This window comes from Candidatus Harpocratesius sp., from assembly GCF_054039255.1.
The window spans coordinates 143,703-157,727 of record NZ_JBPLBG010000031.1 but is presented as its reverse complement, the minus strand read 5'-3'; the positions used below and the strand labels follow the sequence as shown (position 1 = coordinate 157,727).

The 14,025-nt window shown below is 30.1% G+C and carries 16 protein-coding genes; 9 read left to right on the top strand and 7 right to left on the bottom strand.

Features of this window, described 5'->3' with window-relative positions; genetic code table 11:
* Positions 1-24: 24 nt before the first annotated feature.
* The 3 genes from ACXLDF_RS06750 to ACXLDF_RS06740 are packed head-to-tail and all read left to right on the top strand — an operon-like array spanning position 25 to position 3,466.
* On the top strand, positions 25-591 hold the full coding sequence (locus tag ACXLDF_RS06750; RefSeq protein WP_457557737.1) for a DUF1922 domain-containing protein: 567 nt from the start codon (positions 25-27) through the stop codon (positions 589-591).
* Between the two features lie 56 nt (positions 592-647).
* Entirely contained in the window at positions 648-2,078 is a 1,431-nt protein-coding gene (locus ACXLDF_RS06745; protein WP_457557736.1) for a TldD/PmbA family protein, read from the top strand.
* Positions 1,994-3,466 (top strand): TldD/PmbA family protein, encoded by a 1,473-nt coding sequence (locus ACXLDF_RS06740; protein WP_457557735.1) that lies wholly within the window; start codon positions 1,994-1,996, stop codon positions 3,464-3,466. Before ACXLDF_RS06745 ends, ACXLDF_RS06740 begins: the two co-directional genes overlap by 85 nt.
* A gap of 21 nt (positions 3,467-3,487) precedes the next feature.
* On the opposite strand, the gene ACXLDF_RS06735 is transcribed toward ACXLDF_RS06740, so the two are convergent.
* The gene (locus ACXLDF_RS06735; RefSeq protein ID WP_457557734.1) at positions 3,488-4,021 is read right to left on the bottom strand and encodes a DUF1616 domain-containing protein; all 534 of its coding nucleotides are present in this window, start codon (positions 4,019-4,021) and stop codon (positions 3,488-3,490) included.
* Between the two features lie 22 nt (positions 4,022-4,043).
* Entirely contained in the window at positions 4,044-5,108 is a 1,065-nt protein-coding gene (locus ACXLDF_RS06730; protein ID WP_457557733.1) for an NAD-dependent epimerase/dehydratase family protein, read from the bottom strand.
* 52 nt (positions 5,109-5,160) lie between these two features.
* On the opposite strand from ACXLDF_RS06730, the gene ACXLDF_RS06725 reads away from it, so the two are divergent.
* Positions 5,161-5,814, top strand: coding sequence for a hypothetical protein (locus tag ACXLDF_RS06725; RefSeq protein ID WP_457557732.1), 654 nt, complete (start codon positions 5,161-5,163; stop codon positions 5,812-5,814).
* A 30-nt stretch (positions 5,815-5,844) separates the two neighbouring features.
* On the opposite strand, the gene ACXLDF_RS06720 is transcribed toward ACXLDF_RS06725, so the two are convergent.
* Both ACXLDF_RS06720 and ACXLDF_RS06715 read right to left on the bottom strand, forming a co-directional pair.
* A complete protein-coding gene (locus tag ACXLDF_RS06720; protein WP_457557731.1) occupies positions 5,845-6,318 on the bottom strand; it encodes a hypothetical protein in 474 nt (157 codons plus the stop codon).
* Between the two features lie 63 nt (positions 6,319-6,381).
* A complete protein-coding gene (locus ACXLDF_RS06715; RefSeq protein WP_457557730.1) occupies positions 6,382-6,996 on the bottom strand; it encodes a hypothetical protein in 615 nt (204 codons plus the stop codon).
* 127 nt (positions 6,997-7,123) lie between these two features.
* On the opposite strand from ACXLDF_RS06715, the gene ACXLDF_RS06710 reads away from it, so the two are divergent.
* Entirely contained in the window at positions 7,124-7,921 is a 798-nt protein-coding gene (locus ACXLDF_RS06710) for a class I SAM-dependent methyltransferase (protein ID WP_457557729.1), read from the top strand.
* 8 nt (positions 7,922-7,929) lie between these two features.
* Here the strand turns inward: ACXLDF_RS06710 and ACXLDF_RS06705 are convergent, their stop codons facing one another.
* From ACXLDF_RS06705 to ACXLDF_RS06695, 3 genes are all read right to left on the bottom strand, one after another.
* Positions 7,930-8,727 (bottom strand): UbiA family prenyltransferase, encoded by a 798-nt coding sequence (locus ACXLDF_RS06705; protein WP_457557728.1) that lies wholly within the window; start codon positions 8,725-8,727, stop codon positions 7,930-7,932.
* A 455-nt stretch (positions 8,728-9,182) separates the two neighbouring features.
* Complete coding sequence (locus ACXLDF_RS06700) at positions 9,183-9,674, bottom strand: type II toxin-antitoxin system VapC family toxin (RefSeq protein ID WP_457557727.1); 492 nt, start codon at positions 9,672-9,674, stop codon at positions 9,183-9,185.
* Positions 9,675-9,696: 22 nt separating this feature from the next.
* Positions 9,697-9,909: an AbrB/MazE/SpoVT family DNA-binding domain-containing protein gene (locus ACXLDF_RS06695; protein ID WP_457557769.1), complete on the bottom strand. Its 213-nt coding sequence runs from the start codon at positions 9,907-9,909 to the stop codon at positions 9,697-9,699.
* Positions 9,910-10,094: 185 nt separating this feature from the next.
* Between ACXLDF_RS06695 and ACXLDF_RS06690 the strand changes: the two genes are divergently transcribed.
* Genes ACXLDF_RS06690 through ACXLDF_RS06675 form a run of 4 tightly spaced genes read left to right on the top strand, consistent with a single transcriptional unit; the run spans position 10,095 to position 14,004 of the window.
* Positions 10,095-11,099: an AAA family ATPase gene (locus ACXLDF_RS06690; protein WP_457557726.1), complete on the top strand. Its 1,005-nt coding sequence runs from the start codon at positions 10,095-10,097 to the stop codon at positions 11,097-11,099.
* Positions 11,096-12,178 carry an AAA family ATPase gene (locus ACXLDF_RS06685; RefSeq protein ID WP_457557725.1) on the top strand — a complete coding sequence of 361 codons (1,083 nt, stop codon included), beginning with the start codon at positions 11,096-11,098 and terminating at the stop codon, positions 12,176-12,178. The genes ACXLDF_RS06690 and ACXLDF_RS06685 overlap by 4 nt, the downstream gene beginning before the upstream one ends.
* A gap of 33 nt (positions 12,179-12,211) precedes the next feature.
* Complete coding sequence (locus ACXLDF_RS06680; RefSeq protein ID WP_457557724.1) at positions 12,212-13,585, top strand: AAA family ATPase; 1,374 nt, start codon at positions 12,212-12,214, stop codon at positions 13,583-13,585.
* A gap of 35 nt (positions 13,586-13,620) precedes the next feature.
* Positions 13,621-14,004 (top strand): hypothetical protein, encoded by a 384-nt coding sequence (locus ACXLDF_RS06675; RefSeq protein WP_457557723.1) that lies wholly within the window; start codon positions 13,621-13,623, stop codon positions 14,002-14,004.
* The last annotated feature ends 21 nt before the right edge of the window (positions 14,005-14,025 follow it).

Sequence of the window (14,025 nt, the reverse complement as noted above, 5' to 3'; positions counted from 1 at the left end):
TGATCCCAAAAAAAAATACTTTTTATGAATACATACTTTTTAGATATTAAAGTTATTCGTAAAAATTATTATTACAGTGAGTTGATTACCGTTTATTACGTAGTTCGTTGTTCAAATTGTGGAACCCCCCAATATATCCGAGAAACTCAAAAAACTCGCACATGTCCTAAATGTAGAAAAAAAATCAAATGCCAAACGCTGAAGATCTTAGCAAAAGCAGAAAATATTCATGAAGCTTTACAAATTGTTCAAACCATGAAGTCTCCTAACAAGTATGAATTAAAAATTGAAGAATTTAAAGCAAAACTCCAAGGAACTAAAAAAAATCAAGAAATTCTCCTGGGAGATCTTCTATCTGAATTAATATTACTTTTTCCAAATCAGTTACCTAAATCTTATTTAATTGAAAATGCAAAAAATATTGGATTAGATTTAAAAAAACTTGAAGCAAATCTTTTAAAATTAAGTCAAGCGGGCTTAATGTTGATAAATAAAGATTTTCGTCCTGGGTCCACAGATCTTTTACTTAAATTTCCTTCCATTCCATTTACTTTTGGGAAAATTAATATCAGAAAGAAATCCAAAAAATAATCTACTATTACATAATAATTACAGAAATATTGATAAAAATACAGATTTTGATAAAAATGTATGAAAATTCAGAGGGATTCAATATTGATCTTGAGCCAATTTCAATTGATCGGGAAGATTTAGATTTTTTAAGAGACTTAGCAAAAGAGAGAAAAATAGAATATTTTAATATAAGATTGGCTAAAGGAAAAATGACTTCATTCTCTCTATTAAAAAAGATAACAAAATCATCAAGCATTGGAATTGGTAAAGGGTTTTCAATTCAAGCTTTTACTAAGGGAGGATATGGTTTTGCAGTAGGTTATAAATTTAATAAGAAGTCAATTACCGAAACTTTTTATAATGCTGCAGATCTTGCACATTGGAGTGCACAATTTGTAAAATCTCCTTTTTCAATTCAAGAAACTGATGATCATAAAAAGGAGTATATAATTCCTCAAAAAATTTCAATTGGTAATACATCCCCTGATGAAAAGATGCAGATGCTTCTTGAAATCGAAAATGAAGCATATTATGATTCTAGAATCAAATCGACTAATGTTAATTATTCTGATTTAGAAGTTGAAAATATTATATATAACAATTACAATCGCTTTATCCGTTTTAAGAATAGTTGGGTCTTTTTCATACTTCAAGCCATTGCAAGTGATGGATACCGCCAAGAAGGATATCATGTATCCCATGGAAGAATTGGCGGTTTTGAAGCATTATCTGATGCCTACGGACTGGGTCATAAAGCTGCGGAATCAGCAATTGAATTATTGGATTCTAAAATTGCCCCTGGTGGAAAATTCAATATTATCTTAGATCCAATGCTGTGCGGAACTTTTATTCATGAAGCATTTGGTCATACTGCTGAAGCAGATGGTGTTATTAGCGGAGAAAGCATCCTCTCAGAAAAAATAGGACAAAAAATTGGAAATCCAAATGTAAATATTGTTGATAATCCTTTTTTAGAAACCTGGTTTGGATATCTTCCAGTAGATTCTGAAGGAACAAAAACACAAAAAACTCAAATAGTAAAAAACGGAGAATTGATTAATTTTCTCCATTCCCTTGAAACTTCTTCTCGAATGGGGTGTGAACCAACTGGAAATGGAAGAGCAAGTGGTTTTTCTAGATTACCACAAGTCCGAATGACTAATACATACTTAGAACCTGGAGATTCTAATCTCGATGAGATGCTCTCTGAACTTAAAAATGGTTTGCTGTGTGTAAATTGGAAATATGGATATGTCGATCCAATTGAAGGTACTCATCAATTCAAAATGGCAAAAGCATATAAAATAGAAAATGGAGAAAAAACACAAATTTATCGAGATGCTGCGATTTCTGGACTGACTCTCGATGTTCTAAATCGGATTAGCTTAATTGGTGATAAACTTGAATATGATGCAGGTTATTGTTCAAAGGGTGGACAACACGTTCCTGTCGGAAGTGGGGGGCCATATATTATGTTGAAAAATATGATAATTGGGGGGCGATAAATATTTCCCAAACTTCATGTGAAATCACTGAATTATTCGAGGATGGATTCTTTGAAGCTCAATCTAACAAAATTTACTCAATATTAAAGCAGAAATCTTCTATAAAACATATTGAAATTTATGCCACTGCATCAAAATCAACCAATGTTAATTTTGAAGCAGGATTTGTAAAAGATGCTCATCAAAAAACGACTGCAGGTATTGGACTTCGCATCATTGATAATAATGGCAGAGAGGGAATGACTTATACTTCAGATTTTTCTGAATATGCATTACAATTAATTGTGAATTATGCTGAAAAAATGATGAAAGCTGCAACACCTAATCCTTATTTTAAAGATTTAGCTTATCCTTCAAAATCATATCACTTCGTAAGAGATATTTATGATCCAAATTTAGAATTCATTTGTCCTGAAGATATAAATGACATCCTTCAACCAATTTTTAATTTAAAGAAACGAGAACTTGTCCCAAAGGCATTAAGTGGAGGTTTTTCAAGTTTTGTTGGAGGGACTTTTATTTGGAATAATAATGGGATTTCTGTTTGGGAGAAATATTCTACTGCAAATGTAAGTGCTGAAGTAAGTTTAAATCGCTCTAATTTGACAAGTTCTGGTTTTCAATGGCAATCATCTTGTAATTTAAAAGATATTGACACAAACAAAGTTGCGGAAGAAAGTTATCTTATGGCTCTTCGTGGTTTGAAAAAAACTACTGTTGAAACAAAAGAATATCCTGTGGTATTATCTCCATTAGCAACTGCTTATTTTCTTATTGATCCATTAACAACATGCATTAATGCTGAACGCGTTCAGAACCAAATGTCATTTTTAAGTGAATATTTGCATCAAGATTGTTTCTCACATAATCTTTCAATTCGTGATGATCCACATATTCCAGGAAAATTAGGTACTGAATCATTCGATGCAGAGGGAGTGCCAACAAAACCGCTTCTTATTGTAGAAAAAGGTGTGTTGAATACGTTCTATCATAATACTTTTACTGCTGGAAAAGAAAATATCGAATCTAATGGACATGCTAGTAGAAGTGGTTATAACTCTCCTGTTGGAATATCTAGTAATAATATTCTTGTTGATCCTGGAAAACAAGCAAAAGACGATATTATTGCAGATATTAAAGAAGGTATCTATCTGGAATATTCAGGGGATACACCGAATTATATTACAGGGGATTTTTCAGGATTAATAATGACTGGATATGTCATAAAGGACGGTGAATTGGGATCCAGTTTGAGTGAAACAATGATGGGAGTTAATTTATTAGATGCTTTTCGAAACATCGAGGTGTTATCAAGAGAACGAGAGTGGATTGATGAAGCATTAGTTCCATGGACAAAACTACGAAATATAAAAATTTCCAGTCGATAATATAGAACAGATCAATCAATTTTATTGATTCATAGGAAGGACATCAATGCGCAAAGTTAATAGATAATTTGGTAAATAATGCCATGAATCACCTATTTTAATCCACAATTCATAGAGAACTAGTTGATCTGAACCTACTTCTGGAAATGTTATATTGATTTGATTTGAAATCCATTCTTCTTTATTTCCTAAACTGATATTTTGATTATCAATAAGAGTTACATTAGAATTTGTTGCAACACCAATTTGGGGATCTATAAAGGTTTCTGCTTTTCCGCGGTAGCACCTAATTTGAAAATCATGAGATTCTCCCAATAAATTTTGTATGAAAACATATGTTATTATCTTTTCTCCTTGGGTGACATTTGTTGGATAATCTCGAAGAACTCTATTTTCATTTAATAAAAAAAAAAGGACATCTTCTTCTTCTGGAATAGTTAATGTATAGATAATAGCACCAGAAACGCAAATGATTCCAACTACTAAAACTATCCTTGTGATTTTTTCTAAAGAAAGTTCTGGTTGATTTCGCTTATCCGCTGATTTTTTGCGCATAATTGATTACTACTCTCTATTTTTATTTATTGAATGTATCTTTAAACCAGTGGATTGTTTTTAATAATCCATCTCTTAACTCTGTATGTGGTTCCCAGTTCAGAATTGTCTTTGCACGAGTTAAGACGGGTTGTCGCAAAATAGGATCATCGATTGGAAGAGGTTTATGAATAATTTTTGAGTTAGAACCAGTTAATTCTTTGATTAAATGAGCTAAATCTAAAATAGAAATCATTTTATCATTTCCTACGTTAATTGGAATGCCTCTAGCTTCTGGAATATATGCATCACGTAACAATCCCTCAATTTCATCAACAACATAGGTTAGGCATCTTATTTGAGATCCATCTCCAAAAACGGTTATCGGTTCATCATTTAAACATTGATGAATAAAATTAGGAACTACACGTCCAAATTCGTGTCCTGAACGAATTCTCGGGCCGTAAGTGTTGAAAATTCTGACAAAATGGACATTAATATTATGTTGTAATTCATATGCTTTACAAAATGCTTCTCCGGCACGTTTTGATTCATCATAACATGATCGTGGTCCTATTGGATTTACATGTCCCCAATAATCTTCTGAAGTTGGGACTTGTTCTGGTGGAGGGTTTCCATAGCATTCTGATGTTGATGAATAAAATAAGATTGCTTGGTGTGCTGTAGCGATACCTAATGCATTCATAGTTCCCAAAGTATTAGATTTGAGAATTGATATTGCAAAATTCTTAAATTCAAATGGAGATGCACGACTAGCAAGATGCATGACATAATCTAGTTTTTCTGAAATATTTGGATATGATACTGCATTGGGCATTGTTCGTCCAAAGTAAATTGGTATAGAAATATCATGGTGAATGAAGGTAAAGTTTGAATTTGAAGTTAAATGCTTTACATTGTCCCATTGGCCAGAACTAAGATTATCTAAGCATATGATTTTTGCACCCTGCATCAGAAGAGTTTCGCATATCCAAGACCCTAAAAAACCAGCACCACCAGTAATCAAAATATTCTTATCTTTAAATGAAATATTATCTTTCTTCAAACGAGTATTAATTTCATTAAGATCTTGTTCATGATCGTACATTTTTTTAAGACTCCCAAAAGATTTAAACCCGAACTCCTTTTAAACTTTAATTATGAGCTCTGTTGAACTCCCAGATCAAAAATATACAGAGAGAAAACTATCGTTATTTCAAAAGATATCTCCAATGAATAAGATAATTTCAATTCAATTCATAATTTTTTCATTAGCTAGTATATCCTCTTTTCTTTTGGTCTATTATCTCACATACCAAGAATATATTACCGATTTGATTAAAAATAACATATTGCCTTCTCATTTTGAGTGGATGGTATATACAAGTGCTGGACTCTTCCTTGTATGTGTCATTCTCAGTGTTTTTGGCCCTATAAGTGAGAGATTCTTCATCATTCAAGAAATTCTCTTAAAAGAAGAAACTATTTTGGTTGAAGCGGATAATTTAATTAATAAGCTTGAATTTCAACAAGCGCGTGAATTAATAGAATCTTATTTAGATGAACGCTATAAATATAGGTTAAAGAAAAATATAAAAAGTCTTCTTAATACACTAAAAATTGTTCAGAGTAATGAAAGCATGAAAAAATATGTAGATAATCTCACCAAGCTTTATGGAGAAGAAAGAAAATTTGAATTAAAGCGAGAGTACGATACATTATGCAATTATCTTATTTTTTATCCAGAAATTCACCCTAAAATGAAGGAAATTTTGGAAGATCTAAAAATAAAAATAGAAGAAATAAGACTTTAAGAAAAAAACTTATTCGCACATAATTTTAAGTTAAGTTACAAAATCTGCAATTTTTTCCAATGATTTTTTAAATAGAATTCTAATTTCGGATAAAAATTCTAAATTTTCAAGAATTTCAGAAATATCTCGAATTGAAATGAGCAAAATCAGTTTAATGCTTTGTAAATCATTTGGAAATCGATATTGAACTAAGAAATATGAAAAGAGCTTCTCTTTCAGTTCGTATTGATTTGAATATTTTTGATGAATCTGATTTCGAGTTATTTTTTTTGCAATTTTCATTAATAATTCAGATGTCTGATGAGATAAAATAACACCTAACCATAAATTCGATTTTGTGAAAAAAAAGCAAATATTTTTCATCGAAGAAATCTTCGGATTAAGAAGATAGATCCTAGTTATCTTTATTTCTTCATTTTTTCGCAATATTGGTGCAAACTTTCCTGAAATTCTTAATAACGTATATTTATTTTTAACATATCGTCGAATTTCGCTATTTTTCATTTGAAGAACCAACAAATCAGAATAAAATTAGAGATAAAAAAAAAACAAAAAATAAAATATTTATTATAATTCAGTTGAACTGATGGATGCAAGCCCACCAAAAAACAAACCATTAAAAAGTCCAATCAAAATTACGTTTAAATACATTGTTGGTATCCAATTAATCGAAATTCCCGCTTCAGTATGAGTTCGTAACCATAAGGGTATGATATTTTGAGTCAATTCATAGATTCCATTAATCTCAATCGCAAAAATAATTATTAATGGAAGAATTGTTAAAACGAAAATTGCCCAGAATTCGCTCCAAAAACTTTTAGATGGGCGTTCTTGACAAAATATCTTCCCCATGAATATTGCACTTAATAAACCAGGCAACCAAACCCATAAAAATCCAAGAATATCCCATATAATTGAATTTTCACGAGTACCCCAATAATTAATTAAATCCCCGAGATAATAACTCGTTGATGAAAAAATATATCCTGAATGAAGACCACCTCCAGGAATTAATAAGGCCACAACAAATCCGGTAATATCCTTACCAACCATTCCAGTTAAAAAATATCCTATCGGGATTCCATTAAATAATGGAAAAAGGATAATAAAAACAAAATTTAAAAGGATATATATTCCAACAGCTTTACCGAAATTTTTTAACGATGTAGTGAATTCAGACATGGGAATCTCCAATTTTGGTATTTACTATAAGTTAGTATTTCTTCTTAAAATATTTTAAGCTTTTTTTTTTGATTTTTGTTCATAGAATTCCAAAATTAATTTTATGAAAAATAAATAAATATTCTTTGTGAATAAAGATTTCAAGATTCTTAACAAGAAAGAATTTTACGATAGTCATGTAAATTTCTCTGCTCGAACTTTAATCGATTACTTTATTTCTCCAGGAACAAAAGCAAAATTCAATATAATCAAACAACAATTAGGAAATCGTTTCTTCAATGATGCTCTTGATTTAGGATGTAGTGGGAATTCTATATTGCCCTTTTTACCGAATATTCATCGGCGTTTTTACTTAGATATTGCCCGTTCTCCCCTTTTACAGTTCAACAGTCGTCGTAATCAATTTCCTGCAGTAGGAATTCTCCAGCAACTTCCTTATCAAGACGAAACCTTTGACTTTATATCTGCTCTCGATGTAATTGAACATATTAGGGACGATAAGACTGCAGCGGTGGAAATTTACCGAATTTTAAAGCCAGGAGGGATTTTACTTATTACAGTCCCACATCGAATGAAATTTTATTCTTATCAAGATACTATGATTGGACATTATCGAAGATACGAAATTGATGACATAAAAAAACTTTTTCAAGATTATCCTCTTACTCTGCTCAAAATATTTGGAGTGTACGGACAATTTATGAAGGTTCAATTATTTCAAGCAGCTCGGCCTTCAGAAACCGAAAAAGGAATTTTAACACTGAGAGAAAGATATCTTAATAATTCGACATTCAGAAAAATTTGGGATAAAGTAGTAGATTTTGGTAAATTTTGGATGATGCTTGATGCAAAATTTCAACCTTTATCGAAAATAATGAATATTGGATTTTTATTTAAAAAAATGCCAGAGAAAAGTGATAATTGAATTATTCACTAATAGTAGAGAATTAATACAATTAAAAATACCATGACCAGATTTCCCATTATAATTCCTGTATCTTTTATGGATTTTCGTGATTTTTTTGGGTGTCTAAAAGAATATATCGTTCCAGCTGGAATTAATACTAAACCTATTAAAATATAATTTTGCAATAAAATAATTGCTATAAATCCAAAGAAAATTGAAATTAAAGCACTAATAACTACTACTTTTTGTTGTATTTTCAATGAAAATCTACTTATTGCATCTTCATCAATAATTTCATGAACAGTTTGTCCAGATACAGCAAAAAATAAAAGCGCAATCAGGAAGAAAAACTCTCCCCATGAAAGTAGTGGATGAACTAAATTTGCAATAGTTTTTACAATGAGATAGGGTATGATTATATGACTGATTGCAAGTAATACCTGATTTAAGATGGGTATTTTTTTCTTTATGCAATAAATTATTACTAAACTAAATGCTAAAACTGAATAAACACCTATAATTGGAAATGTATATATGATTGGAATGAGCAAAGTCAATCCAAGCGTTCCACTTACTATTGCAATTGCCCATAATTCTTTGTCTTTATAACCTTTCGTTCTATCTTGTGCTTCTAGATCATCTTCTTCTTGACGATCAAAAATATCATTGATTATATTGCCGCTAATTCCAAAAAAGCTAAATGCTAAAATCAAATTCCAATAATTATTCAAATCCAATTTATTTAAGAAAATTGCCATTAAAGTAGGCACGATGACTGCAAATAGATAATCTAAGCGTAATAATTCAATTCTGCGTGAAATCATAATATTATGTTAATTTAGTTCTCAATTCTACTTAAATCTTCAAAAAAGAAATTACTTTTATGGAATAATAAAAGAATGTTAAGGCTTTTTTTAATAATCAATGCCTAAATTTATTATCCTATATAGGTTGTATGGAAAATTTCTAAATTCCTGTAGACAACAAAAGCCTTGCTTCCTTTCTTATTCATTGTCTATTTGTACTTTCAGATTTCAGTAAAAGTTAACCCCACAATCGATCGTCTACGGAAATCCCCCTAATTACATCTATTCAGAATGTGGATTTCATAAATTAATAAACAAAATAGAGTTATTAGAAAAGATTTCTATTTTCAACTCTAATTACTATATGTATCGATGAAATCCTCATTGTAAATCGAAATCTTAAGTGATTTTATTAGGAGAGATTCAGGGCATACAAGTAGCCATTAAAAGTGCTTTAAGAAAAATCCAATTTATTATTCCAAAGAAAAATTTTTTTTCTGATAATATTCCCTATTAAATTTATCTCCTTTTTCCAAGATTAAAGGGGGATCAAAAATAGGATTAATCCGTTTAAAGTTAACAAGAGATAATAAATTTTTATCATTAGTAACAAGAGTAGATACTGAATAAAGATGCATTGTTGCTAAAATTAAACAATCTCTTCCGCCAACACCCTTGAAACGCATTACTTTCAGCATTTGAAGTGCATTTATCATTTCTTTATTAGAGATCTTTGTGATCTTAATATTTTTTTGAGTAATCCATTTGAATATTAGCGATTCTATGTGATCATGAGGAATATTTGGAATTCCATAAAGTGTATGCGCGACTTCAATTGGAATAATCGCATTTAAGATGATTTCTGCATTTTTTAAATTAGAATTCATCCATATGTGCACATTTTGATTTTCTCGAGCATTCGGATCGAAATAATAAATCCATATCTGACTATCAATAGTTATCATTGAAAATTCCTAAGAAATTCTGTTAAAATAGTTTTTCTGTTGATATTGGAGTTTTTCGAACTTTTTGAATTTCTTGCTGAAATTTTTTAATTTCTCTTTGAAATTCATCATAATCACTGGATTTCAATAGAATTATCTTCCCATTTTCAATTGAAAACATAAATTTTTCTCCCGATTCAAAATGAAGAAGCTTTCTGATTTCTAAAGGGATCAAGATCCTACCTTTTGAGTCCATAATAATTTCTTGTTCGCTTTTCATCATGTGTACTAAGTGGGATTTAGATATTATTAATCTATGGATTAATAAAAATTAGTTGTAATTTATTAAAAGAGCAGTGAGATCTTTTTTTATAATAAAATCCTAAAAATAATATTAGCGAAATTTTTGAGATTTATTTGAAATTAAAAGGAAAAATTATAATGAACGATCAAATCGATTTTAATGCGGACTTACCTTGGGTTGAGAAATATAGACCTCGAACATTATCAGAAATCGCTAGTCAATCCATGACTGTTCAAACCTTACAGAAATTTATTGAAAAAGACTGCATTCCTCATCTTATTTTTGCGGGTCCTGCAGGCACAGGAAAAACTTCTACTGCATATGCTTTAATTCACGACGTTTTAGGGACTGATAAAATGCTGGCTGATACAATTTTAGAACGAAATGCCAGTGATAATGTGAGAATGGATACTAGAGATGAAATTAAAAATTTTGTTAATCATACTGGGATGTTCCAACCTAAATATAAATTCGTTATATTAGATGAAGCAGATTTGATTCCCAAAGCAATGCAGGGTGCATTTCGCAGAATTATTGAGATGGCACCTTCAAATGTAAAATTCATATTTATGTGTAATTATATTGAAAATATAATCGATCCTGTTCTTTCAAGATGTGCAATATTTCGTTTTTATCCCCTTCCTTTTCATTTCTTCTCTAAGCAAATTGATAAAATCTGTGAAAATGAGCATGTTTTTATTAATGATGATGTAAAAAATGCAATATTTTATATCTCTCAAGGAGATATGCGGCAGGCAATTAATTTACTTCAAATGGCAGTATCATTGGTTTTTGAAGAAAATCAAAGTAAAAAAAGAGTATTCTTACATCCTGATATTATTTACCAAATATCTGGATTTCTTCCACTAAAAACATTTAAAGAATTTTCTACTGGCTTATATCAAAAAGATATTATAAAAATTAAGAAACTTTTAGCAGAACATCCAAGTTATTCAAGTCGTGGATTATTTCGGCAAACTTTAAGTTGGATCTTAAACCAAAAATTAAAGAATTTCAAAAAAGAAGAGATTATATCAAAAATTGGGGAATATGATTTTCGTTTGACATTAGCTGCTGATCCTACAATACAAATTGATGGATTCATTTCAGAATTAATGATTTTATTGGAGGGAATAAATTGAGTTCATCAACAATTAATATAAAGTCAGAAGAAAATAGTCCGATATGGAGAATAAAATATCGTCCCAGAAAATTAAATGAAATTAAGAATCTTTTTCCAAAATTATATGAACAACTAAATGGTTTTATCCAATCAAATAATTTTCCTCATCTGATGTTAATTGGTCCCCCTGGAAGTGGAAAGACTATGATTGGAGAGTTAATTGCTCGAGAGATTCTGGGGAAAGAATTTATAATAAACAGTAAGATTTTATATGCAGATGATCCAATTGGGAAAGATGAACGGAATGAATCTAAGCGTCAAGGGCGAGTTTCAACAAAAATGCTTGGTTCTGGTGCTGGTTCACAGAAAAATTATCGTCCCTTTATCCAAATTCGCGTTCGACCGTTTGTAAGCACAAAAAAATTCGGAATTTCTCCATTTAAAATATTAATCATTAAGAATTTTCATGATCTAGATGTTGAACAACAAGGATTTAGAAGAATAATGGAAAGATATTCGAGTAACTGCCGGATGATTTTAATAACTGATCGGATTTCAAGTATTATTGATCCAATTGTTTCTCGATGTCAACTTTTGTTAATTCCCTACCTTCCTGATTTTAAATTTAATAGATTGATTAAAACTATTTGTGATCAAGAAAAAATACCTATAAAATTAGATGTAATTGAATACATTCGACATATGAGTGGAAAAAATATTGGAAAGGCACTTGATCTACTTCAAATTACAAGATATAAATATCATGAAATTACGTTGGATTCTCTCTCAAAAGTTTATTCAATGATTAGTGACAGAGGAATTATAAATTTGATTTCATCAACCATACAAGGTGATATAAAATCAATCCGAAGTAAAGTACGTTCTATCTTTCAAAATCAAAATCTTTCTAAAGATGAAATTTTATTTGAGATGAGTAAAAGAATCGCAGATATGCCATTAGAACCTCATGTTCAAGCACTATATTTAGATTTAATTGCAGAAACTGATTTTAATGCAATAGATTCTAAAAGTGATGAAATTCAACTTCTTAATTTACTAATACAAATGAATTTGATAGGAAAAATTAATTTTACATAAAATAAATGAATTATGGGAAAAGTGTTTTAAAAAATGGCAGAAAATAATGCTCCATGGGTCGAAAAATATCGCCCTCAAACATCTAAGGATATGGTTGGTTTTGAAGATGTTATTGTTAAATTGCAAAAATTTATAGAAGATTTCTTAGAATTACGAAAGAAATATCATGTTCTTAAAAAACAGATAAAATCAGCATCAAATGGTCCAATTGATAAAAAGATAGATTTAAAATTTAAATCCATAAAGAGTAAACTTGCTAATAAAACTGCTGCGATGTTAATTGGTCCTCCTGGAATAGGAAAAACAACTATAGTGTATGCTTTAGCTCGTGATTATCATTTAAGCGTTATTGAATTGAACGCATCAGATGTGCGAACAGAAGAAGCAGTTAATGAAAAACTACGTGAAACAGTAAGGAACACGAATTTATTAACTTTCACACAAAAAACAGTTAAAGGAAAATTGATTTTAATCGATGAAGTCGATGGAATTCATGGTAGAAATGATAGAGGGGGTGTGGCGGCAGTTAAGAAAATTATCTCTATTTCCCGTTATCCAGTAATCATGACTTGTAATTTTAAAGATTATAGAAGATTTGGAGATCTTTATAAATTATCTGCTCCACTTTTAGAACTTACTCCCGCAAAACCTGAGCATATTTCCTTAATTTTAAAGAAAATTGTTTTAAAGGAACATATAGAAATTTCTTCTGAGCAAATTAAGAAAATTGCAGAAAGATCTCAAGGTGATTATCGATCTGCCATAAATGATTTGCAAGCTTTAGCTCAAGGAACACTTAAAATTCAAGATGATCAACTTGATACAATTAATATGAGGCGTGATCATGTGGGCCATATTCAAGAAATGATGGTTAATTTCTTCCAACAAGAGACTATAAGAAATGCAAAACGAAATTTAAATGAGATTGAAAGTAAAGATATAACATTTAATAATATAGGGTTGTGGATAAACGAAAACATTTTTAATTTTTTAACAAAAAAAGAAGAACTTTTTCATGGATATCAAAATTTTGCTTTTGCTGATAGAATATTAGGTTATATTGGTAGAACGCAAGATTATGCTCATTTAAGTTATTATTATGATATATTATCAGGAGGTCTTTGTTTTGCAAAAGGGTCTACTAATTTATCATCAAGTTCCTCAAAAGTCAAATCTAGAATACCTCAAAAAATTAAACCTCCTAAATATTTTAGAATTCGAGCAATACCAGATGATGAAGTTTCTTTGATTTTGCAGAAATTATATCGAGCACCATTAAATGAAATAATGCGAGAGATTCGCCCTCGTATTCCATTATTAACCGCTGCAGATAAAGATATTCGTGAATATCTCGCTAAAGAATTGGGAGTAGATATAAAAAAACTTCCTAAAGTATTAAAGTCGTAAATGGTTATAAAATTACAACCTTAAAATTGATTCTTATGGTTGGAAAATCCCAAAAGAATTCCTCTGGTTATACTTCAGTAGTAGGAATTCTCATGAAAGTATCAGATCCTCGTACAATTCAATCTTCTATCCATTTAGGGGTTAGTGATGTATATCTTTTTGGCATGAAAACAATTAATGGTGAGCGAATAATGTTTTCAGCATCTACACGCCAATTAGGATGGTTTGGAGATCAAAAAAATTCAATTGTATATTGGTGGAATGATAGTCGCAAATGCGAGTTAAAAACTTCTATAAAGAATATAGAAAGGTATATTGGAACAAAAATACGTGTAGTAGGTGTATTGGAAACAATCGATGCATCTTCTCAAAAATATCGCCTTATCAATGTTAAAAAAATCGTATTATTTTTAGAATAGTGAATAATTTTGAATTTAGAA

Bases quoted from the DNA above. Each gene is read 5' to 3' on its own strand.
- ACXLDF_RS06730 (WP_457557733.1), bottom strand. From the start codon at position 5,108: ATGTACGATCATGAACAAGATCTTAATGAAATTAATACTCGTTTGAAG.
- ACXLDF_RS06705 (WP_457557728.1), bottom strand. From the start codon at position 8,727: ATGATTTCACGCAGAATTGAATTATTACGCTTAGATTATCTATTTGCA.
- ACXLDF_RS06750 (WP_457557737.1), top strand. From the start codon at position 25: ATGAATACATACTTTTTAGATATTAAAGTTATTCGTAAAAATTATTAT.
- ACXLDF_RS06745 (WP_457557736.1), top strand. From the start codon at position 648: ATGTATGAAAATTCAGAGGGATTCAATATTGATCTTGAGCCAATTTCA.
- ACXLDF_RS06680 (WP_457557724.1), top strand. From the start codon at position 12,212: ATGGCAGAAAATAATGCTCCATGGGTCGAAAAATATCGCCCTCAAACA.
- ACXLDF_RS06735 (WP_457557734.1), bottom strand. From the start codon at position 4,021: ATGCGCAAAAAATCAGCGGATAAGCGAAATCAACCAGAACTTTCTTTA.
- ACXLDF_RS06675 (WP_457557723.1), top strand. From the start codon at position 13,621: ATGGTTGGAAAATCCCAAAAGAATTCCTCTGGTTATACTTCAGTAGTA.
- ACXLDF_RS06725 (WP_457557732.1), top strand. From the start codon at position 5,161: ATGAGCTCTGTTGAACTCCCAGATCAAAAATATACAGAGAGAAAACTA.
- ACXLDF_RS06720 (WP_457557731.1), bottom strand. From the start codon at position 6,318: ATGAAAAATAGCGAAATTCGACGATATGTTAAAAATAAATATACGTTA.
- ACXLDF_RS06695 (WP_457557769.1), bottom strand. From the start codon at position 9,909: ATGGACTCAAAAGGTAGGATCTTGATCCCTTTAGAAATCAGAAAGCTT.
- ACXLDF_RS06715 (WP_457557730.1), bottom strand. From the start codon at position 6,996: ATGTCTGAATTCACTACATCGTTAAAAAATTTCGGTAAAGCTGTTGGA.
- ACXLDF_RS06700 (WP_457557727.1), bottom strand. From the start codon at position 9,674: ATGATAACTATTGATAGTCAGATATGGATTTATTATTTCGATCCGAAT.
- ACXLDF_RS06690 (WP_457557726.1), top strand. From the start codon at position 10,095: ATGAACGATCAAATCGATTTTAATGCGGACTTACCTTGGGTTGAGAAA.